Source organism: Devosia ginsengisoli (assembly GCF_024707105.1).
Lineage (GTDB): Bacteria > Pseudomonadota > Alphaproteobacteria > Rhizobiales > Devosiaceae > Devosia > Devosia ginsengisoli_A.
This window is the reverse complement of record NZ_JANQAJ010000009.1, coordinates 136,399-153,822: the sequence shown is the minus strand read 5'-3', so window position 1 is coordinate 153,822 and position 17,424 is coordinate 136,399. Positions and strand designations below refer to the sequence as shown.

Genomic DNA, 17,424 nt, shown 5'->3' with positions numbered 1-17,424 from the left:
GTGGGGGATTGAGCCCGCCCTCAGAACGGGTTCCAGGTCGGCTGGTTGGTGAATTTGAGGTAGCCGATATTGACGCCCAGGCGCGCACCGACGCCCGAGCGGATCGGCACCACCACGATATTGGAGCGTTTGATGACCGTCATGCCGAAGCCGCCCACGATATAGGCCGAGCCATCGACGCCGACGAAGCGCCCGAGCACGTCCTGGATCTGGTTGAGATTGTAGACCAGCATCATGACCTTGGAGCCGTCACCGCCCACGTCGAACCCTACGGAGGGGCCCTGCCAATAGACATTGTATTCGCCGGCATTGCGGGTATAGAGCACGCCCTCGCCGTAACGGGCGCCGGCAAACAGGGCGCCGCCGGCATCCTCGCCCAGAATGTAGCCGTTGGGCAGCCCGAACTGGCTGACCGCCTGCTCGACCAGCGAGGCCAGCCCCTGGCTAGCCGAACCGAAGAAGGCCTTGCCGCTGTCGATCAGGTCCTCGCCTTCATAGGTATCGCTGAGCGAGCCCTGCGCGAAGGCTGACGGCACCGGCACTGCCAGGGCAGAAACAAGGGCGATGAGGAGGGCGAGGCGCTTGAACATCAAAATCTCCCGGGCGAGGCAGAGGCCGGCGGTTACGGAGTCGTTAAGGCTTGAACCGTAGTTTTGCACGACAGACTGGGTCGCCGGCACGCCGATCATTTGGGTCGATGATGAAGCAAACCTCTAAACAAATCTTAACCATGCTTGCCTTTGTTTTGCCGCTATTGGGCATGGTTTCGCTCGCCGTTCTGCCGGTGCGGGCGCAGTCGGTGGTGACGCTCATCGTCACCGATCCGCTGACCGGTATCGGTATCTACGGCATGGACCCGGTCAGCTATTTCACCGAGCCCGAGCCGCTACGCGGGCGGGGCGATTTCGAATTCATCTGGAACAATGTGCCCTGGCATTTCGCCAGCGCCGCCAATCGCGACATCTTCAAGGGCGCGCCCGAAATCTACGCCCCGCAATTCGGCGGCCACGGCGCCATGGGCGTGGCGCGCGGCTATGTGTCGGACAGCGACCCGGCCATGTATGTCGTGTTCAAGCAGCGGCTCTACCTCTTCTATTCCGCCGCCAACCGCGAAGCCTTCCTGCTGGCCCCCGACGATGCCGCTATCGCCGCCGAGGCCAACTGGGTCGAATTATCCAAGGACCTGTCGATCCGGTAGGGCTGCCTTCTTCCCTCTCCCTCAAGGGGAGAGGGAAGAAGGAGCCGAACCACATACTGGTGCCTGGCCCTCAAGCCGACTTTGCTTCGACCACCGGCCGCGACTCCTGCACAAACTGCCGGGTCATGCCGTTGACCCGGTTCCACAGGTTGATGCCGGCAATGCCCAGTACCAGTGCGGCGAGTTCGGCCTCGTCATAGTGCCGGGTTGCTTCTTCCCAGATTTCATCGCTCACCGCTTCGGGGCGGTCGGCAATCCTGGTGCCGGCTTCGGCCAAAGCCAGTGCGGCGCGTTCGGTCGGGGTGAAGAACGGCGTTTCGCGCCAGGCGCCGACCGCGAATATCCGCTCGTCGGTTTCCCCATGCTGCCGCAGGGCCGCACTGTGCATCTGCACGCAGATGCTGCAGCCGTTGATCTGGCTGGCGCGCAAGTTGACCAGCTCCAGCAATTGGGCGCTCGGTCCCGCTGCCGCCGTTGTCCTGCCAAGCGTCTGCAAGGCCTGCAGGGCTTCGGGAATTACAAAAACGGGGTGTTTCATTCGGGCTTGCATTTTGTTGTCCTTCGTCGGTTATCGACGGTTCGTGCCCGGCCGTTGTCACATCGGCGCGGTTGCATCCGTCAGTGAGGTGACGAAACGCGACGAAGGAATGTGACCGATGGACGAAGAAAGTTTTCTGGCAAGCCGGTTCGAGGCCAGCCGGCCGCATTTGCAGCGCGTCGCCTACAGAATGCTCGGCTCGCGCGCCGAAGCCGACGATGCGGTGCAGGAAGCCTGGCTGAAGCTCAGCCGGACCGGCGCCGACGGCATCGACAATCTCGGCGGCTGGCTGACCACCGTCGTCGCCCGGGTCAGCCTCGATATGCTGCGCTCGCGCAAATCGCGGCGCGAGGACCCGTTCGAGCCCGATGCAGCCGAGCCCATGGTCGAAGGGGGCGGCCCGGAACAGGATCTGCTGCTGGGCGATGCGGTCGGCGTGGCCCTGCTCGTCGTGTTGCAGATGCTCGATCCTGCCGAGCGGGTCGCCTTCGTGCTGCATGACATGTTCGATCTGCCCTTCGACGAAATCGCCCCGATCGTCGGGCGCTCCTCGGCGGCGGCGCGGCAACTGGCCAGCCGGGCCCGTCGCCGCGTGCAAGGTCCCCCCAGGCTCGATGTCGATCTCGCCAGCCAGCGCCGCGTGGTCGATGCCTATCTCGCCGCCTCGCGCAGCGGCGATGTGCAGGCACTGCTGGCTGTGCTCGATCCCGATGTGGTTCTCCATGCCGATGCGGCGTCGACGGGCGGGCAGCCTCTGCAGGTGCGCGGCGCCCAGGTGGTTTCGCAACGGGCGCTGGCCGGTGCGCGCGGCCAGGTGGCACAGCTTGTCCTCATCAATGGCACGATCGGCATCGTGGCTGCGCCGCTGGGCCGCCCGACAGTGCTCGTTTTCAGGATCGAGGGGGGCAGGGTCGCGGAAATCGAGGTCATTGCCGATGCGGAGCGCCTGGCCGGGCTCGATCTGGTCGTTCTCGACTGAGGCGTAAATCATCTGTCCATTTTTACCGATCACCCTCTAATGTCGGCGGAACTGATTCTTACGGAGACCCACGGATGGACATCATCGAGCTCAAGGCAACCGACCTGGCGGCCATGCTGTGCTCCAGGGTCTGCCATGACCTGATCAATCCCATCGGGGCCATCGGCAACGGGCTCGAAGTGCTTGCTGATCCCAATCAGACCGAGATGGCCGAAGGCGCGCGCGACCTCATCGCCAGTGCTGCCAGGCAGAGCCGTGCCAAGCTCGAATTCGCGCGGCTGGCCTATGGCGCCTCCTCGACCTCGGGCACCGATATCGACACGCGCGAATGCGAGCGCGTGGCGCGCATCCTGTTCGAGATCGAAAAGGCCGACCTCGAATGGAATGTGCCGCTGATCCTGCTGCCCAAGCACAAGGCCAAGCTGTTCATGAACCTGCTGCTGATTGCGGCCATGTCGGTGCCGCGTGGCGGGGTGGTGACGGCCTCCATCACCGGCGATGCCGGCAATGAGAAGTTCGAGTTCACTTCGAAAAGCGATCCCGAAAAGCGGCAGAAGACGCTGGTGCCATCAGGCTCGGCCGGCCTGCTCGCCGGCACGCCGGAAGAGGGCTTTGTCGATGCGCGGGGCATCCAGCCCTTCTATACGGGCCTGCTGGCCCGCATGACCGATATGGAGGTCGATATCGGGCTCGAGAACGACATGTTCTTCCTCACCGCCACGCCCAAACCGGCAGCGGCCTGAGTCACGCGTGTTCCACGTCAATGTTAGCAGTACGCTAACGAATTCCTAGGAAGTGTGACCGCATAATCGGGGCGAGCGTTTGCCCCTGCGGAGCCTTCTGGCAATGAAATCCTGCCTGATCGTCGATGATTCGAGCGTGGTGCGGAAAGTCGCGCGCCGCATTCTCGAAGACATGGACTACATCGTCGAGGAAGCCGAAGACGGGCAGGATGCCTTCGACAAATGCCGCCAGGAAATGCCGGACGCGATCCTGCTCGACTGGAACATGCCGATCATGAGCGGGCTGGAATTCCTGAAGCTGCTAAGGGCTTACGTCGGTGGCGAGAAGCCGCACGTGGTCTATTGCACGGTCGAAAACGACATCGGCGCCATCGCGCTGGCGCTCAAGGCCGGCGCCAGTGACTACATGATGAAGCCCTTCGATCGCGCCATTCTCGAAGCCAAGTTCGATCCCGGCGCGTCACTCGCCGCCTGACTTATCCCCATGCTGACGCCGCAGGCGCATAATGGCGCCGCGACCTAGACCGCTTCATCGGCGCGGCCGAGCAGATAGGCCTTTTCGCGCTCGTTGCGGGTCAGTTCTGCCGCGCGGCGGAATTCGAGCATGGCTTCGGTGTGCCGGCCCAGCTTGCTGAGCATGTCGCCGCGCACGCCATAGAGCAGGTGGTAATTCTTCAGCGCCGGATTGTCCTTGATGGCGTCGATCAGCACCAGCGCCGCTGCCGGCCCGTCGGCCATGGATACCGCGACCGCGCGGTTGAGCTCGATCACCGGCGATGGCGCCACCTGGGCCAATGTTGCGTAAAGCGCTGAAATCCTTGCCCAATCCGTGTCGGCGCCCTTGCGCGCACGGGCATGGCAGGCGGCGATGGCGGCCTGCAATGCATAGGGCGCATTCTCGCCGCCCAGGGCGATGGCGCGGTCGAGCGCCGCCAGCCCGCGACGGATCAGCAACTGGTCCCAGCGCGAGCGATCCTGGTCGAGCAGCAGCACCGGCTCGCCCTGCTTGTTGGTGCGGGCACTGGTGCGCGAGGCCTGGATTTCCATAAGCGCCACAAGGGCATGGACCTCGGAATCGTCAGGCGACAGCCGCGCCAGGATACGGCCGAGGCGCAGCGCTTCCTCGCAGAGCTGCGGGCGGATCAGGTCGTCCCCGGCCGTGGCCGAATAGCCCTCGTTGAAGATGAGATAGAGTACGCCCAGCACCGAACTCAGCCGCTCCTGGCGTTCCTCGCCACGCGGCACTTCGAAGGGAATGCCGGCATCGGCAATGGCCTTCTTGGCCCGCACGATGCGCTGGCCGATCGTCGGTTCGGCCGCGAGGAAGGCGCGGGCAATCTCTTCGGTGGTGAGGCCGCCCAGCAGGCGCAGGGTCAGCGCCACCCGCGATTCCGCCGGCAGGATGGGGTGGCAGGAGGTGAAGATCAGCCGCAGCAGGTCATCGCCGACATCGTCGTCCATCGCCTCGATGATCTCGGCCTCATGGTCGGGCGCATCGTCCTCGATGGTGCGGCCGACCTCTTCCAGCTTGGTGGCGGCCATCTTGCGATGGCGGAAATAGTCGATGGCGCGGCGCTTGGCGGTCTGCATCAGCCAGGCGCCCGGATTGCGCGGCACGCCGGATTCCGGCCAGGTCCTGAGCGCGATGATCAGCGCATCCTGCGCCAGTTCCTCGGCCAGCGAGATGTCGCGGACCATGCGCGTCAGCCCCGCTATCAGGCGGGGCTGCTCGATTTTCCAGACGGTGTTTATCGCGCGGTGGGTTTCGGACTCGGTCGTCATGGCGGGGGATGAAACCAGCATCGGCCGTCCCCCGCAACTGCTTCGTACAGCTATTCGCCCATGAAGCCGACTGGCGTCTCGCCCTGCAGGAAGGGCTCGATAAAGCCATAGAGCAGGTCGGTCTGGCCGATGACGGCGGTGTGCGACGTGGCGGGCAGCACAGCGAAGCGCGAGGCGGGCAGGGGCACGCCCATATCGCCCATTACACCGCCACCCAGCAGGCGGAACAGCGCCAGGTTGTGCTCCAGCGTCGACACGTCGGCATCGCCGGCGATGATCAGTATCGGGGTGTTAAGCGCCTTGACCTCGTCTTCCCAAGCCATCGGCTCTTTTTCGAGCGCGATGAGCTTGTCGACCAGGGCCGGGAAGCCGTCGGGATTGGCGGCCAGCTTCTTCCACTCGTCTTCCATTGGCGTGCCGACGAACATTTCCGGCACCATCTGCGGGATGAAGTCCTGGAAGGCCTGCTGCCAGCCCGTGGCATCGTAGGCAACTGAAGCCGCGACAAGCTGATCGACCTTTTCAGGATGGTCGATGGCCAGCCGCAGGCCCGTGGCGGCGCCCATGGAATAGCCGAACACGTCGGCCTTTTCGAGGCCCACTTCGTCCATGAAGGCGGCGACGTCACTGGCCAGGTTGGGATAGGTGATGGGGCGGTCGATATCGGTGGTGCGGCCATGGCCCTGGAATTCAAGGACATAAACCTTGTGCGTCTCGGCGAGCCTGGGAACGATCTCGCCCATGGACGGGATGTTCATATAGGCGCCGTGCAGCACGACCAGCGGGTCACCCTCGCCGGACACTTCGTAATACATCTGCATGCCGTTGACTTCGACAGTGGCGCCGACAGGCTCGGATTGGGCGAATGCGGTGGTGGTCATCAGCAGGGCTCCGGCAATGATTGCGGTGCGGAACATGGGTCGTCTCCTCGGGTGGGGCGCAGCGTCCAACTGCGCTTCTGACCTGACGACGAGCGATGCGGGCCGGCTTCGACAAATCGGGTGGAGGATTTTTCGTGCGTTTCGCGTTTGGCGTGATCGGAAGCCGCATAAGTCTATGGGGCCAAAACAAAAAAACCCCGCAACGATGTCGCGGGGTCTTGTGACGGTGGAGCCTGACGGATCAGGCGACGTTTTCGTTGTAGACTTCGCTCTCGTCGGGCTCGCGCAGCACATAGCCGCGACCCCAGACGGTCTCGATGTAGTTCTTGCCACCGGTGGCCACGCTGAGCTTCTTGCGAAGCTTGCAGATGAACACGTCGATGATCTTGAGCTCGGGTTCGTCCATGCCGCCATAGAGATGGTTGAGGAACATTTCCTTGGTGAGCGTGGTCCCCTTGCGGAGGGAGAGCAGCTCGAGCATCTGGTATTCCTTGCCGGTGAGGTGCACCCGCTGGGTCTGCACTTCGACCGTCTTGGTATCCAGGTTGACCGTGAGGTCGCCCGTCGAGATGACCGACTGGGCATGGCCCTTGGACCGGCGGACGATGGCGTGGATGCGGGCCACGAGTTCGTCCTTGTGGAACGGCTTGGTCATGTAGTCGTCGGCACCGAAGCCGAGGCCACGAACCTTATCCTCGATGCCGGCAAGACCGGATAGAATGAGAATCGGTGTCTGAACCTTGGCGACGCGCAGGGTGCGGAGCACCTCGTAGCCGCTCATGTCGGGCAGGTTCAGGTCGAGAAGGATGATGTCGTAATCGTAGAGTTTGCCGAGATCGACGCCCTCTTCACCGAGATCGGTGGTGTAGACGTTGAAACTTTCGGACTTGAGCATCAGTTCGATGCTCTGCGCTGTCGCGCTGTCGTCCTCAATAAGGAGTACCCGCATTATATTCCCCTTGCCATTCGTTCCTGCTGGAACCCGTGAGGAGCGACCAGGACGCTCTTCTCACTCCAACCCTACTGGATATGACTGAACCCTAAGCCCAAATAGTTAACAAAGTTTAATTCGGTTCGGCAATACGCAAACGGCGTTAGGATGAATTTAGTCTAAGTCATTGAAATTTAAAGGTTAATCTTATCAATTTTTCTTAAGAAAATGGTTTAAGAAGCCGTTTCAACCGACTCTTTCGACTCAAGCAATCGTGGCTATGTCAGGGGTTTGGCGGGAAGTCGACGCAATGCTGCGGACAGACCGGCCCAACCCCTCAAATAGCGCCTTTTGCTTAACGATCGGTTACGATGTGATTCGTGGTTCAACGCGATTCGACCGGCGCGGAAACCATAATTGCGATCCCGCCAATGGGGATAGGTTACCGATGAAAGCGCTGATATCGGCTATCGAGGCGATCGACGACATTGAGGTGTTCGGCCGCGTCAAGTCGGTGCAGGGCCTGTTGATCGAAATCGTCGGGCCGGTGCGCGAACTGCGCGTGGGCGGGCGCGTGCAGATCGAGACGGTCAACGAAGACCTGCTGGCTGCCGAAATCATCGGCTTCAAGGATGGGCACGCGCTCTGCCTGCCGTTCGGGCAGCTCTCGGGCGTGCGGCTGGGCTGCAAGGCGGTGTTCCAGCGCCATGACGGGGCGGCCTTTCCCTCCGAAGGCTGGCTGGGCCGCGTCATCAATGCCAATGGCGAGCCGATCGACGGCAAGGGCCCGCTGCCGCGCGGCGCCACGCCTTATCCGCTGCGGCAGAACCCGCTGCTGGCGCATGACCGGGTGCGGGTGGGCGATCCGCTGGATCTGGGCGTGCGGTGCCTCAATACCTTTACCACGGTCTGCGAGGGGCAGCGGCTGGGCATCTTTGCCGGCTCGGGCGTCGGCAAGTCCGTGCTCATGTCCATGCTGGCGCGCAATACCAATGTGGATGTGACCGTCATCGGCCTCATCGGCGAACGCGGCCGTGAAGTGCATGAATTCATCCAGGAATATCTGGGCGAGGAAGGCCTGCGCCGGGCGGTGGTGGTGGTGGCGACATCGGACGAGGCGGCGCTGATGCGACGGCAGGCCGCCTATATGAGCCTGGCGCTATCGGAGTATTTCCGCGACCAGGGCAAGCGCGTGCTCTGCATGATGGACAGTCTCACCCGCTTTGCCATGGCGCAGCGCGAGATCGGCCTGGCCATTGGCGAACCCCCGACCGCCAAGGGCTACCCGCCCACCGTATTCACCGAACTGCCGCGCCTGCTCGAACGCGCCGGACCGGGAACGCCGACGACAGGTTCCATTACCGGTCTATTTACCGTTTTGGTGGAAGGTGATGATCACAATGAGCCCATTGCGGATGCCGTGCGCGGCATTCTTGATGGGCACATCGTGATGGAGCGCGGAATTGCCGAGCGGGGACGTTACCCGGCGGTCAATGTGCTCCGGTCCATCTCGCGCACCATGCCAGGGTGCGTTCCGGTCGATTTCCGGCCGGTCCTGGTCAAGGCGCGAGAGCTCATGTCCATCTATTCGGACATGGAGGAACTGATCCGGCTGGGGGCTTACCGGAAAGGGTCAGATCCGAAAGTGGACCGCGCGATCGCCATCTATCCCGCGCTCGAGGCTTTTCTCGGGCAGGAGCGGGAAGAAACGACCGGTATCGCCGAGGGCTATGAAATGCTCGAAGCGATCGTGGCCGAGGCGGGTGCGGCAGACTGATGGGATCGTGTGTTGATCCCGGAACTGACTTGATGTGTAAGGAGTACAGGTCTTGAAATCGCGCAGCGAGAGCCTCATTCGGCTCAAAAAGTTCCAGGTGGACGAGAAGCGCCGTCAGGTTGCGCAGATCGAGATGATGATTGCCGATTTCGAGCGCATGGCGTCCGAACTCGACCAGCAGATCGAAATCGAGCACACCAAGACCGGCATTTCCGATGTGGCGCATTTCGCCTATTCGACCTTTGCCAAGGCCGCGCTGACCCGGCGCGACAACCTGCTCAATTCCGCCAATGACATGAAGAGCAAGCTCGAAGCCGCCCAGGATGGCCTGGCCGAAGCGCTCGAAGACCTGAAAAAGGTCGAACTGCTGGATCAGCGCGAGCATCAGCGCGAAGCGGCCGAGCAGCTCAAGGTGGAACAGGCCGAATATGACGAGATCGGCCGGCTGCGCTTTTCGCGGCAGTAAGGTCCGGCAACAGGATTTTTGAAAGGCCCGCTGACGCGGGCCTTTTGTTTAGGGCGTGATGATGGTGCGCTGGCTTTGCCGCTCCGCGGCATAGGTGGCCGGATCGTAGGCCGGCTGGCTTTCGAGCTGTTCGCGGGTGGTGTTGAGGAACAGGTACCGATTGCCGAAGGTGTCGGCCGAGAACACCAGGTTGTCGGAGGCGACGGCGACCGGCCTGGCGCCGAGGCCCAGGAAGCCACCGACATCGACGATGACGGCGTCGAACCCGCCATCGGGGTCGATGAGGACGTCGCTGATGGCGCCGATCTGCTCGTCATTGATGCCATAGACGGCGATACCGCGCAGCTCGTCCGCGGTCAGGCCGGTCTCGTCGAATGGGCTGAGGCCTTCGCGATCCAGCGGCGTGGTGATGGTCTGTCGTTCGGGCTGGTCGGTGGTGAGGGCGGGATCGATGGTGGTGTCATTGGGGTCGCCATCGACCAGTTGATCTTCCTCCTGCTGCGGGGTTAGCGCCGGCTGGCCGGTCGCCTCCTCGCTGTCGGACCAGATGAAGGCGGGCGCGGTGGACAGGGCGTCCGCGGTGGTGGCCAGCACCCAGCGGCGGGAGCCGTCCTGGCGGGTGGCCCATTCGAGCTGGGCAAAATCGACCGCGACTTCCTTTTCGCCGATACCCAGAAAGCCGCCGACACTGATGACCACGGCGGAAATGCCCAGCCCTGAGGTGACGACCATATCGGTAATCGTGCCGATTTCTTCGGCCGGGTCTTCTACCGCGGCGTAGACGGTTTCACCCAGCAAGGTGGTCACCAGCACGTCTTCGCCGCCAGTCGTATAGCCTTCCGAGAGCAGCGTGGGGGGCGTCAATCCACTCTGTTCAAGCTCGCTTGGGGCAACCGTGACGGGCGCCTGGCCCAGGGCCGGCACCGAAAACAACAAGGCCATTGTCGAGGCGGTGAAAAACGGACGCAGCATATCGATCTCCTGTGACGCAAAGGGCCGGCCCGCAGGCCGGCCCTCCTAGAAATAATCCGCGAGGGATCAGTTGGTTGCCGGGGCAGCCGGTTCGACCGGTGCCATGGGATCGGCCGGGGCCATGGCCGGGTCGGTAGTCACATCGACCGGCTCATCCTCCTCCCAGACAAAGTCCGGGGCGGCAGTCAGGGCATCGGCCGTCGTGGGCAGGACCCAGCGTTCGGTATTGTCGGCAGCCAGGGTGAATTCGAGCGACTGGAAGTCCACCGCAACGGCCTTTTCGCCGATGCCGAGGAAGCCGCCAACACCGATGATGACAGCGGTGATCTGGCCGTTTTCATCGAAGACCAGGTCGGAAATCGAGCCGATTTCCTCGGCATCGTCACCGGCGCTGGAATAGACCGGCTGGCCGATCAGGCGCGAGCCGAGATTGTCGGTATCAGCGGCGATATAGCCAGCCGACAAATCCCAGGGTTCGTTGACCTCGGTCTCTTCCACGGCGCCGGATTCGACATCACCGGCGGGGGCAACGTCTGTGGCGGCGGGAGCGGCGGGCTCAGCCGGCGCGGCAGGTTCGGCCGGCGCAGCAGGATCGGCGGGTGCCTCGGTGGCGGGCGCAGCCGGATCGGCAGGCGCGGCGTCCTGGGCGATGGCGCCGGTGGCGAGCAGCGCAGCGAGGGCCGTAGTGGCCAGAAGGGTGCGGATCATAGTAGGCTCCATTGGTTCATCGTTGAGGTGAACGGGCCGTGCGGTGCAAAACTTGCAGGTGGCGCACCGTGCGGCCCATGATGGTTCGACAACGCAGCGACAAGCGCAGACGTTCCGGGCCGATTTGTCGCGGTGGAATTGAAAAGGCCGGCTCTCGCAACGAGGCCGGCCTTCTCCGCCTCCCTGGCGGTATTGATCTGGGCGCCGCGCAACATGGTGCGCAGGCCTCCCGACATCGCCGACAATAGCGCAATTGGCGGGGCAGGTGATGGCTGTCCGCGAGTCAGGCTTAAGAGGCTGCTAACTGGTTAATGCAGCGGTGTCGCGGTCATAGCTGCGCATGGCGCGGTGGGGCATGCCGCCATCCTGAAATTCGGGGCCGAAGGCGACAAAACCAAGCTTCTCATACATGCCCAGCTTGTCGGACTGGGCAGTGAGGTAGAAGCGGTCGCGCCCCTGGGAGCGGGCATGTTCCATGGCGGCCAGCATCATCTGCTTGGCAATGCCATGGCCGCGGAAGGCCCGCCGCACGGCGACGCGGCCGATCTTGACGTGTTCCGGCTTGTCGATGAGGCGGAGCGTGCCGACCACCTCGCCTTGGGCAATGGCCACGAAGTGGATGGCGGTGAGGTCGTCGGCGTCGTTCTCTTCCTCCTCGGGCACTTTCTGCTCCCAGACGAAGACTTCGCGGCGTAGCGCGAAGGCGGCGTTGCAGAGCGTGGAGAAGGGCGGGACGATGAGGATGGTGGCGAGCATGGCGGCGAAAATAGCCAGCCCGCGCCCGGCTGCATAGTGCCATCCCGCATGGTTCACTTCGGTCGTCATGCGCGAGGATATGGTTGCGCGAGCCAGCGAAGGGCGGGCAAATGGTGTGGCCGCATGCGCGGTCTGATCTGGAGGCAGGCATGAGCATCGAATTTCTCGTCACCACGCTGATCGTGGTGGTATCGCCCGGCACCGGCGCACTCTACACGATTGCCGCGGGGTTGAGCCGGGGCCGCCGGGCGAGCCTGTGGGCGGCATTCGGCTGCACGCTGGGCATCGTGCCGCATATGCTGGCGGCGATCACCGGGCTGGCGGCGATCCTGCATACGAGTGCACTGGCCTTCGAGATCATCAAATATCTCGGCGTGATCTACCTGCTCTACATGGCTTGGGCGACGCTCAGGGAGAGCGGGGCGCTGAGCGTCGAGGCGGACAGCCAGGAGAAATCGGCGGGCCAGGTGATCGTCGAGTCGATCCTCATCAACATCCTCAATCCGAAGCTCTCGATCTTCTTCTTCGCCTTCCTGCCGCAATTCGTGCCAGCAAGCACGCCCAATGGGGTCATGCGGATGCTGGAGCTCAGTGGGGTGTTCATGGCGGTGACCTTTGTGGTGTTTGCAGCATACGGACTGTTCGCTGCAGCCATCCGCGGACAGGTGATCTCACGGCCGGCAATCATGCTATGGATGCGCCGCGCATTTGCCGGCGCCTTCGTGCTGCTCGGCGTGAAACTGGCTTTGACGGAGCGATAGACCTATGGCCGACCTTTCGGGCTTTCCCATTACCAAACTCTGGCCGGCGGCCGATCCTGACGTGATCCAGCTCTATTCGCTGCCGACGCCCAATGGAGTGAAAGTCTCGATCATGCTGGAGGAAACGGGGCTGGCCTATGAGCCGCACCTTATCGACATCACCAAGAACGAGACCTGGGGTCCGGAATATCTGGCGCTGAATCCCAACGGGAAAATCCCCGCGATCATCGATCCCAACGGGCCTGGCGACAAGCCACTGGCTCTGTTCGAGTCGGGCGCCATCCTGATCTACCTGGCCGAAAAGACCGGCAAATTCCTGTCGGCCGATCCGGCGCAGCGCTACGAGACCATCCAGTGGGTGATGTTCCAGATGGCGGCGATCGGGCCGATGTTCGGGCAGCTCGGCTTCTTCCATAAATTCGCCGGCGCGGCCTATGAGGACAAGCGCCCGCGCGATCGCTATGCGGCCGAATCCAAGCGCCTGCTCGGCGTGCTGGAAGGCCGGCTGGATGGCCGCGACTGGATCATGGACGACTATTCCATCGCCGATATCGCCACGCTCGGCTGGGTGCGCAATCTCATCGGCTTCTATGGCGCAGGCGAACTGGTGGACTATGCCAGCCTCGGGAACGTGCCGGCCTGGCTCGAGCGCGGGCTGGCGCGGCCGGCGGTGCAGCGCGGGCTGGAGATTCCGGCGCGCGGCTGATCGATCGGCCGCCGAAGGTCGGCAGCGGTCTACTGGTTGTTGACGTCCTGCGTGGTGGCCAGCCACCAGGTGATGCCCGATGGGTCGGTGACGCCGCCGCGCTTGTCGGGATCATCCTTCTGCACCGGCTCCTGCACAACCTTGCCGCCCGCGGTTTTGGCGCGGGCGAAGCTGTCATCGACATCGGGTACATAGACGTGGACATGGGCGCCGGTGGCGCCGCCCGGCATCTGGCCGACCATGAGAATGGTATCGTCTATGCGCACTTCGGCATGGCCGATACTGCCATCGGGCATGCGATGGACCATTTTGGGCCTGGCGCTGAACACGGCGTCGATGAAATCCAGCGTCACCTGGGCATTATCGACAATAAGATAGGGCGAAAGGCTGTTGTGGCCGGCGGGCTTGTACATGGGGAACCTCGTTGGTTTTGGGCAGAACGCGACGTGGACGGCGCGGTTCCGCAACCAGAGCCGGACCTGCGCCGTTATGACTGGTCATGGAGGAGATCAGCATGCACACACCACACGAGAATGACATCCGCGCCCGTGCCTATGCCCTGTGGGAGCGCGATGGAGCACCGGAGGGGCAGGATCACGCCTACTGGTACCGTGCCGAACGCGAACTGAGCGAAGAGGCGGACGTCGATACGTCAGAGGAAGCGGCAGAAGTCGGTCAGCCCACACCGCCTGCCGGGTTGCCGACGCACTGAAAAGGGCAGGCGTATGCGGCTTCGCTTTTGGCCGGCCTGACCCGCTAGCGTTCGGTGCGAACAGTATAATGGCGAGGCAGGCCGGCCGTTACCTCGGCCCAGGCAGAAGTTTGGACGCGCGCCTGGTGCGCGTCGAAGGCGGTCTGGTCGCTGAATATTTCGGAAACGCGGAAGCGGCCGTCGGGGCTTGGGGTGACGTCGAAGGCAAGACAGCCCGGCTCGGCGCGGGTCAATGCGATATGGGCAGGCAGGGCGTCGGTAACCGCCGCGAGCCGTTCGGGCGGGACTTCCATATAGCCCTCGAGAAAGACGCGGCCGGCCAAATCAGCCGCCTTCCGCTTGGGTCAGCGCTTCCGCCACGGTCAGGAATTCCCTGCCTTTCTCCACCTCGCCCAGTTCCATGAGATGGAGCCCGGTGGAGATGCGCTCGATATAGCCCCATTGCCAGATGGCTTCGGCGGGAACCTGCGTGCGGCTGGTGAGGTGCCGGGCATGGCTGCGGGCGATGTCGTGGGCGTGGCGGCCGGCCACGCCTTCATGCCAGGCGCGCAGCAGCACGCCGAGATCGTAGGCCGGCTCGATGGCGAGGCCATCGGGGTCGATGAATTTCCAGCGCCGTCCCTCGGTCTCGGGCACGTCGAGAATATTCGCCGGATGCGGGTCGCCATGCGCAAGCACGGCATTTTCCGGGCGCCAGGCGGCGGCGCGATCGCGGCAATACATCAGGGCCATGTCGAGCACGGGTTGCGAGCAGGGGCGGCCGAGTTGCTGCCACTTCTCCAATATGGCCATGGCGAGGCTGTTGGCCTTGTCGGCGCCGGTCGTGTAGGCGCCGCCTGCTGGTGCCGGCATCCAGGCGTCGAGCAGGGTGCCGCACATGATGTCGATCTTGTTGCGGTAGGGCATGTCGTGTTCGTGGAGCGGTGTGCCGAGCCGTTCGAGCAGCATGGCGTGGCGCGCGCGATCGTGGCGCAGCAGCCGGACATAGCCCTTGCCATCGGCCGCGGTCAGCACATCGGCTTCGCGCCGGCCGATTTCGCTGCCTGGGGTCGAGACCTTGATGACGAAGACCGCCTCGGCCTGGTCGGTGACTTCGGCGACAAAGGCCGTGCTGCCGCCCGATATGGCCGGGCCGATGGTCAGGCCCCAATCCCGCTCCAGGCTGGCCAGGACCTCATCGAGCGAGGCCAGCCAGTCCAGCCCGACCTGGCCTTCGGCAGTGGCGCGGCGGCGAACAAGGTCGGGAACGGGGTACCAGGCCTTGTCAGCCATGTCAGACACTCCCGACTGTCTTGAGGCGAATGCGCGGATGAACTTCGTTCTGGCTCATGACCACGGTCTGCGGGCGGAAGCGCTCGATGATGGAGCGGACATGGGGGCGGATCGAGGGCGAGGTGATGAGCACAGGCAGTTCCCCCTGCTGGGCGGCACGCTCATAGGCGGTCTGGATGGCGCCGATGAACTGCTGCAACCGGCTGGGCGCCATGGCCAGGTGCCGGTTGTCGCCATCGCCGACCATGGCTTCGGCAAAGTCGCGCTCCCATTGCGGGCCGAGGGTCAGCAAAGGCAGATTGCCATCGGGCCCGAGATTGGCGGCGCAAAGCTGGCGGGCGAGCCGGCTGCGGACATGTTCTGATATCATCTGCACCGAACGGCCGGGGCCGGCCACTTCGGCAATGCCTTCGAGAATGGTCGACAGGTCGCGGATGGAAATGCGCTCGTTGAGCAGGGTCTGCAGCACGCGCTGCACGCCGGAGACCGAAATGAGGCCAGGCACGATATCTTCCACCAGCTTCTGCTGATCCTTGGGCAGGCCCGAAAGCAGGGACTGCACATTGGCGTAGTTCAGCAGGTCGGCGACATTGGCCTTGAGCACTTCGGTCAGATGCGTCGAGATGACGGTCGAGGGATCGATGATGGAGAGGCCGCGCAATTCGGCCTCGTCGCGCAGAGCCGGCTCGATCCAGGTGGCGGGCAGGCCGAAAGTGGGCTCGGTCGTATGGGTGCCGGGCAGGTCGATCTGGTTGCCATAGGGGTCCATGACCATGAGCTGGTTGGCGTAGATCTCGCCGGTCCCGGCTTCGACCTCCTTGATGCGCACCTTGTAGACGTTCGGCTCGAGCTGCATGTTGTCGAGGATGCGCACCGGCGGCATGACGAAGCCCAGTTCGAGGGCAAGCTGGCGGCGCAGGGCCTTGATTTGTTCGGTGAGGCGGTCCGAGCCGTTCTCGTCTTCCTTGACGAGGCTCAGCAGGCCATAGCCGAGTTCGAGCTTGAGTTCGTCGATCCTGAGGCTGTCGGTGATCGGCGCTTCCGCCGTGGCGGCGCTGGGCTGGCTGATTGCCGCATCCAGTGCGGTCTTGGTCGCGGTTTCGGCATCGCGAACATCCTTGGTTCGTGCGGCGCGCCAGGCCACATAGCCGACGCCGCCGGCCAGAGCCAGGAAAGGCAGCATCGGCATGCCGGGCAGGAAGGCTAGCGCCCCCATGACGGCCGAGGACATGCCCAAAGCGCGTGGATAGCCGGTGAACTGGCTGGAAAGCGCCTTGTCGGCCGAACCGGTGACGCCGGACTTGGAGACCAGGATACCGGCGGCGGTGGAGACGATCAGCGCCGGAATCTGGGAAACCAGGCCATCGCCGATGGTCAGCAGCGTATAGACGCTGCCGGCTTCCTGGACGCTGAGGCCCTCCTGCATCATGCCGATCAGCATGCCGGCGGCGACATTGATGAAGGTGATGATCAGGCCGGCAATGGCGTCGCCGCGCACGAATTTGCTGGCACCGTCCATATTGCCGAAAAAGGCGCTTTCGCCTTCTAGATCGGCGCGGCGGCGCTTGGCGGTGTCTTCGTCGATCAGGCCGGCCGAGAGGTCGGCGTCGATAGCCATCTGCTTGCCGGGCATGGCATCGAGGCTGAAGCGGGCGGCGACTTCAGCGATACGGCCGGAACCCTTGGTGATGACGATGAAGTTGACGATGACAAGGATGATGAAGATCACCGTGCCGATGACGAAATTGCCGCGCGTGACGAAATTGCCGAAGGCCTCGATGACGTGGCCGGCGGCGGCAGTGCCGTTATGACCGTCCGAAAGAATGAGACGGGTCGTGGCTAGGTTCAGGCCCAGCCGCAGCATGGTGGCGATCAGCAGCACGGTCGGGAAGGACGAGAATTCGAGCGGCTTCTGGATGAACAGGGCCGTCATCAGGATCATCACCGAGAAGACGATCGAGATGGCCAACAGGGCATCCACAAGTAGCGGCGGCATCGGCACGATGAGGATGACGATGAGGCCCATGACGCCTGCGGCCAGGGCGATGTCGCCCGAGCGCAGGAGATCGAAGACCGATGCCGGGGTCGGGATCTTGAAGGATGGGCGGGCCGGGCCGCTGGTGGGCAGGTCGGTCATGGGTAGTGCTCTATCCGCGAAGTAGACCTCATCCTGAGCTTGTCGAAGGACGAGGTCGTGGCACCAGCGGCGGCACGCCCTCGTGGTTCTACAGGCTCACCATGA

The 17,424-nt window shown here is 63.5% G+C and carries 21 protein-coding genes; 9 read left to right on the top strand and 12 right to left on the bottom strand.

Annotated elements, in window-relative coordinates:
- Window positions 1–20: 20 nt before the first annotated feature.
- Entirely contained in the window at window positions 21–590 is a 570-nt protein-coding gene (locus NVV79_RS10605) for a DUF1134 domain-containing protein (protein WP_303988949.1), read from the bottom strand.
- A 140-nt stretch (window positions 591–730) separates the two neighbouring features.
- Here NVV79_RS10605 and NVV79_RS10600 point away from each other — a divergent pair, with 140 nt between their 5' ends.
- Entirely contained in the window at window positions 731–1,198 is a 468-nt protein-coding gene (locus NVV79_RS10600) for a YHS domain-containing (seleno)protein (protein ID WP_303988946.1), read from the top strand.
- A 70-nt stretch (window positions 1,199–1,268) separates the two neighbouring features.
- On the opposite strand, the gene NVV79_RS10595 is transcribed toward NVV79_RS10600, so the two are convergent.
- A complete protein-coding gene (locus NVV79_RS10595) occupies window positions 1,269–1,748 on the bottom strand; it encodes a carboxymuconolactone decarboxylase family protein (protein WP_303988944.1) in 480 nt (159 codons plus the stop codon).
- A gap of 106 nt (window positions 1,749–1,854) precedes the next feature.
- Here NVV79_RS10595 and NVV79_RS10590 point away from each other — a divergent pair, with 106 nt between their 5' ends.
- The 3 genes from NVV79_RS10590 to NVV79_RS10580 all read left to right on the top strand — a co-directional run bounded on the left by NVV79_RS10590 (window position 1,855) and on the right by NVV79_RS10580 (window position 3,933).
- A complete protein-coding gene (locus NVV79_RS10590) occupies window positions 1,855–2,715 on the top strand; it encodes a sigma-70 family RNA polymerase sigma factor (protein ID WP_303988941.1) in 861 nt (286 codons plus the stop codon).
- Between the two features lie 74 nt (window positions 2,716–2,789).
- Window positions 2,790–3,458: a histidine phosphotransferase ChpT gene (gene chpT, locus NVV79_RS10585; protein ID WP_146290150.1), complete on the top strand. Its 669-nt coding sequence runs from the start codon at window positions 2,790–2,792 to the stop codon at window positions 3,456–3,458.
- Between the two features lie 103 nt (window positions 3,459–3,561).
- Complete coding sequence (locus NVV79_RS10580) at window positions 3,562–3,933, top strand: PleD family two-component system response regulator (protein WP_303988935.1); 372 nt, start codon at window positions 3,562–3,564, stop codon at window positions 3,931–3,933.
- A 44-nt stretch (window positions 3,934–3,977) separates the two neighbouring features.
- On the opposite strand, the gene NVV79_RS10575 is transcribed toward NVV79_RS10580, so the two are convergent.
- The 3 genes from NVV79_RS10575 to ctrA form a co-directional block, all read right to left on the bottom strand.
- Window positions 3,978–5,261: an RNA polymerase sigma factor gene (locus NVV79_RS10575; RefSeq protein ID WP_303988932.1), complete on the bottom strand. Its 1,284-nt coding sequence runs from the start codon at window positions 5,259–5,261 to the stop codon at window positions 3,978–3,980.
- Between the two features lie 29 nt (window positions 5,262–5,290).
- The gene (locus NVV79_RS10570) at window positions 5,291–6,157 is read right to left on the bottom strand and encodes an alpha/beta fold hydrolase (RefSeq protein ID WP_303988928.1); all 867 of its coding nucleotides are present in this window, start codon (window positions 6,155–6,157) and stop codon (window positions 5,291–5,293) included.
- A 205-nt stretch (window positions 6,158–6,362) separates the two neighbouring features.
- Window positions 6,363–7,070: a response regulator transcription factor CtrA gene (ctrA, locus tag NVV79_RS10565; RefSeq protein ID WP_146290147.1), complete on the bottom strand. Its 708-nt coding sequence runs from the start codon at window positions 7,068–7,070 to the stop codon at window positions 6,363–6,365.
- A gap of 430 nt (window positions 7,071–7,500) precedes the next feature.
- Here ctrA and fliI point away from each other — a divergent pair, with 430 nt between their 5' ends.
- Together fliI and fliJ are read left to right on the top strand one after the other, a co-directional pair.
- A complete protein-coding gene (gene fliI, locus NVV79_RS10560) occupies window positions 7,501–8,829 on the top strand; it encodes a flagellar protein export ATPase FliI (RefSeq protein ID WP_303988922.1) in 1,329 nt (442 codons plus the stop codon).
- A 52-nt stretch (window positions 8,830–8,881) separates the two neighbouring features.
- A complete protein-coding gene (fliJ, locus tag NVV79_RS10555) occupies window positions 8,882–9,295 on the top strand; it encodes a flagellar export protein FliJ (RefSeq protein WP_303988920.1) in 414 nt (137 codons plus the stop codon).
- Between the two features lie 48 nt (window positions 9,296–9,343).
- Here fliJ and NVV79_RS10550 read toward each other — a convergent pair whose 3' ends face one another.
- From NVV79_RS10550 to NVV79_RS10540, 3 genes are all read right to left on the bottom strand, one after another.
- Window positions 9,344–10,267 carry a PRC-barrel domain-containing protein gene (locus NVV79_RS10550; RefSeq protein ID WP_303988917.1) on the bottom strand — a complete coding sequence of 308 codons (924 nt, stop codon included), beginning with the start codon at window positions 10,265–10,267 and terminating at the stop codon, window positions 9,344–9,346.
- Between the two features lie 66 nt (window positions 10,268–10,333).
- Window positions 10,334–10,975: a PRC-barrel domain-containing protein gene (locus tag NVV79_RS10545; protein ID WP_303988914.1), complete on the bottom strand. Its 642-nt coding sequence runs from the start codon at window positions 10,973–10,975 to the stop codon at window positions 10,334–10,336.
- A gap of 300 nt (window positions 10,976–11,275) precedes the next feature.
- A complete protein-coding gene (locus NVV79_RS10540) occupies window positions 11,276–11,731 on the bottom strand; it encodes a GNAT family N-acetyltransferase (RefSeq protein WP_303990369.1) in 456 nt (151 codons plus the stop codon).
- Between the two features lie 149 nt (window positions 11,732–11,880).
- On the opposite strand from NVV79_RS10540, the gene NVV79_RS10535 reads away from it, so the two are divergent.
- Both NVV79_RS10535 and NVV79_RS10530 read left to right on the top strand, forming a co-directional pair.
- Entirely contained in the window at window positions 11,881–12,492 is a 612-nt protein-coding gene (locus NVV79_RS10535; protein ID WP_303988911.1) for a LysE family translocator, read from the top strand.
- A 4-nt stretch (window positions 12,493–12,496) separates the two neighbouring features.
- Window positions 12,497–13,198: a glutathione S-transferase N-terminal domain-containing protein gene (locus NVV79_RS10530; RefSeq protein WP_303988908.1), complete on the top strand. Its 702-nt coding sequence runs from the start codon at window positions 12,497–12,499 to the stop codon at window positions 13,196–13,198.
- Between the two features lie 29 nt (window positions 13,199–13,227).
- Here the strand turns inward: NVV79_RS10530 and NVV79_RS10525 are convergent, their stop codons facing one another.
- Window positions 13,228–13,611, bottom strand: coding sequence for a glyoxalase/bleomycin resistance/extradiol dioxygenase family protein (locus NVV79_RS10525; RefSeq protein WP_303988905.1), 384 nt, complete (start codon window positions 13,609–13,611; stop codon window positions 13,228–13,230).
- Window positions 13,612–13,712: 101 nt separating this feature from the next.
- On the opposite strand from NVV79_RS10525, the gene NVV79_RS10520 reads away from it, so the two are divergent.
- Window positions 13,713–13,910: a DUF2934 domain-containing protein gene (locus tag NVV79_RS10520; RefSeq protein WP_303988902.1), complete on the top strand. Its 198-nt coding sequence runs from the start codon at window positions 13,713–13,715 to the stop codon at window positions 13,908–13,910.
- A gap of 44 nt (window positions 13,911–13,954) precedes the next feature.
- On the opposite strand, the gene NVV79_RS10515 is transcribed toward NVV79_RS10520, so the two are convergent.
- The 3 genes from NVV79_RS10515 to flhA are packed head-to-tail and all read right to left on the bottom strand — an operon-like array spanning window position 13,955 to window position 17,319.
- Complete coding sequence (locus tag NVV79_RS10515) at window positions 13,955–14,233, bottom strand: putative quinol monooxygenase (protein WP_303988900.1); 279 nt, start codon at window positions 14,231–14,233, stop codon at window positions 13,955–13,957.
- A 1-nt stretch (window position 14,234) separates the two neighbouring features.
- Window positions 14,235–15,182 (bottom strand): aminoglycoside phosphotransferase family protein, encoded by a 948-nt coding sequence (locus NVV79_RS10510; protein ID WP_303988898.1) that lies wholly within the window; start codon window positions 15,180–15,182, stop codon window positions 14,235–14,237.
- A gap of 1 nt (window position 15,183) precedes the next feature.
- Window positions 15,184–17,319, bottom strand: a complete 2,136-nt coding sequence (gene flhA, locus NVV79_RS10505) for a flagellar biosynthesis protein FlhA (RefSeq protein ID WP_303988896.1) — start codon at window positions 17,317–17,319, stop codon at window positions 15,184–15,186.
- Between the last annotated feature and the right edge of the window lie 105 nt (window positions 17,320–17,424).

Coding starts and splice junctions, on each gene's coding strand:
- NVV79_RS10605 (WP_303988949.1), bottom strand. CDS start 590: ATGTTCAAGCGCCTCGCCCTCCTCATCGCCCTTGTTTCTGCCCTGGCA.
- NVV79_RS10600 (WP_303988946.1), top strand. CDS start 731: ATGCTTGCCTTTGTTTTGCCGCTATTGGGCATGGTTTCGCTCGCCGTT.
- NVV79_RS10595 (WP_303988944.1), bottom strand. CDS start 1,748: ATGCAAGCCCGAATGAAACACCCCGTTTTTGTAATTCCCGAAGCCCTG.
- NVV79_RS10590 (WP_303988941.1), top strand. CDS start 1,855: ATGGACGAAGAAAGTTTTCTGGCAAGCCGGTTCGAGGCCAGCCGGCCG.
- chpT (WP_146290150.1), top strand. CDS start 2,790: ATGGACATCATCGAGCTCAAGGCAACCGACCTGGCGGCCATGCTGTGC.
- NVV79_RS10580 (WP_303988935.1), top strand. CDS start 3,562: ATGAAATCCTGCCTGATCGTCGATGATTCGAGCGTGGTGCGGAAAGTC.
- NVV79_RS10575 (WP_303988932.1), bottom strand. CDS start 5,261: ATGCTGGTTTCATCCCCCGCCATGACGACCGAGTCCGAAACCCACCGC.
- NVV79_RS10570 (WP_303988928.1), bottom strand. CDS start 6,157: ATGTTCCGCACCGCAATCATTGCCGGAGCCCTGCTGATGACCACCACC.
- ctrA (WP_146290147.1), bottom strand. CDS start 7,070: ATGCGGGTACTCCTTATTGAGGACGACAGCGCGACAGCGCAGAGCATC.
- fliI (WP_303988922.1), top strand. CDS start 7,501: ATGAAAGCGCTGATATCGGCTATCGAGGCGATCGACGACATTGAGGTG.
- NVV79_RS10550 (WP_303988917.1), bottom strand. CDS start 10,267: ATGCTGCGTCCGTTTTTCACCGCCTCGACAATGGCCTTGTTGTTTTCG.
- NVV79_RS10545 (WP_303988914.1), bottom strand. CDS start 10,975: ATGATCCGCACCCTTCTGGCCACTACGGCCCTCGCTGCGCTGCTCGCC.
- NVV79_RS10540 (WP_303990369.1), bottom strand. CDS start 11,731: ATGCTCGCCACCATCCTCATCGTCCCGCCCTTCTCCACGCTCTGCAAC.
- NVV79_RS10535 (WP_303988911.1), top strand. CDS start 11,881: ATGAGCATCGAATTTCTCGTCACCACGCTGATCGTGGTGGTATCGCCC.
- NVV79_RS10530 (WP_303988908.1), top strand. CDS start 12,497: ATGGCCGACCTTTCGGGCTTTCCCATTACCAAACTCTGGCCGGCGGCC.
- NVV79_RS10525 (WP_303988905.1), bottom strand. CDS start 13,611: ATGTACAAGCCCGCCGGCCACAACAGCCTTTCGCCCTATCTTATTGTC.
- NVV79_RS10520 (WP_303988902.1), top strand. CDS start 13,713: ATGCACACACCACACGAGAATGACATCCGCGCCCGTGCCTATGCCCTG.
- NVV79_RS10510 (WP_303988898.1), bottom strand. CDS start 15,182: ATGGCTGACAAGGCCTGGTACCCCGTTCCCGACCTTGTTCGCCGCCGC.
- flhA (WP_303988896.1), bottom strand. CDS start 17,319: ATGACCGACCTGCCCACCAGCGGCCCGGCCCGCCCATCCTTCAAGATC.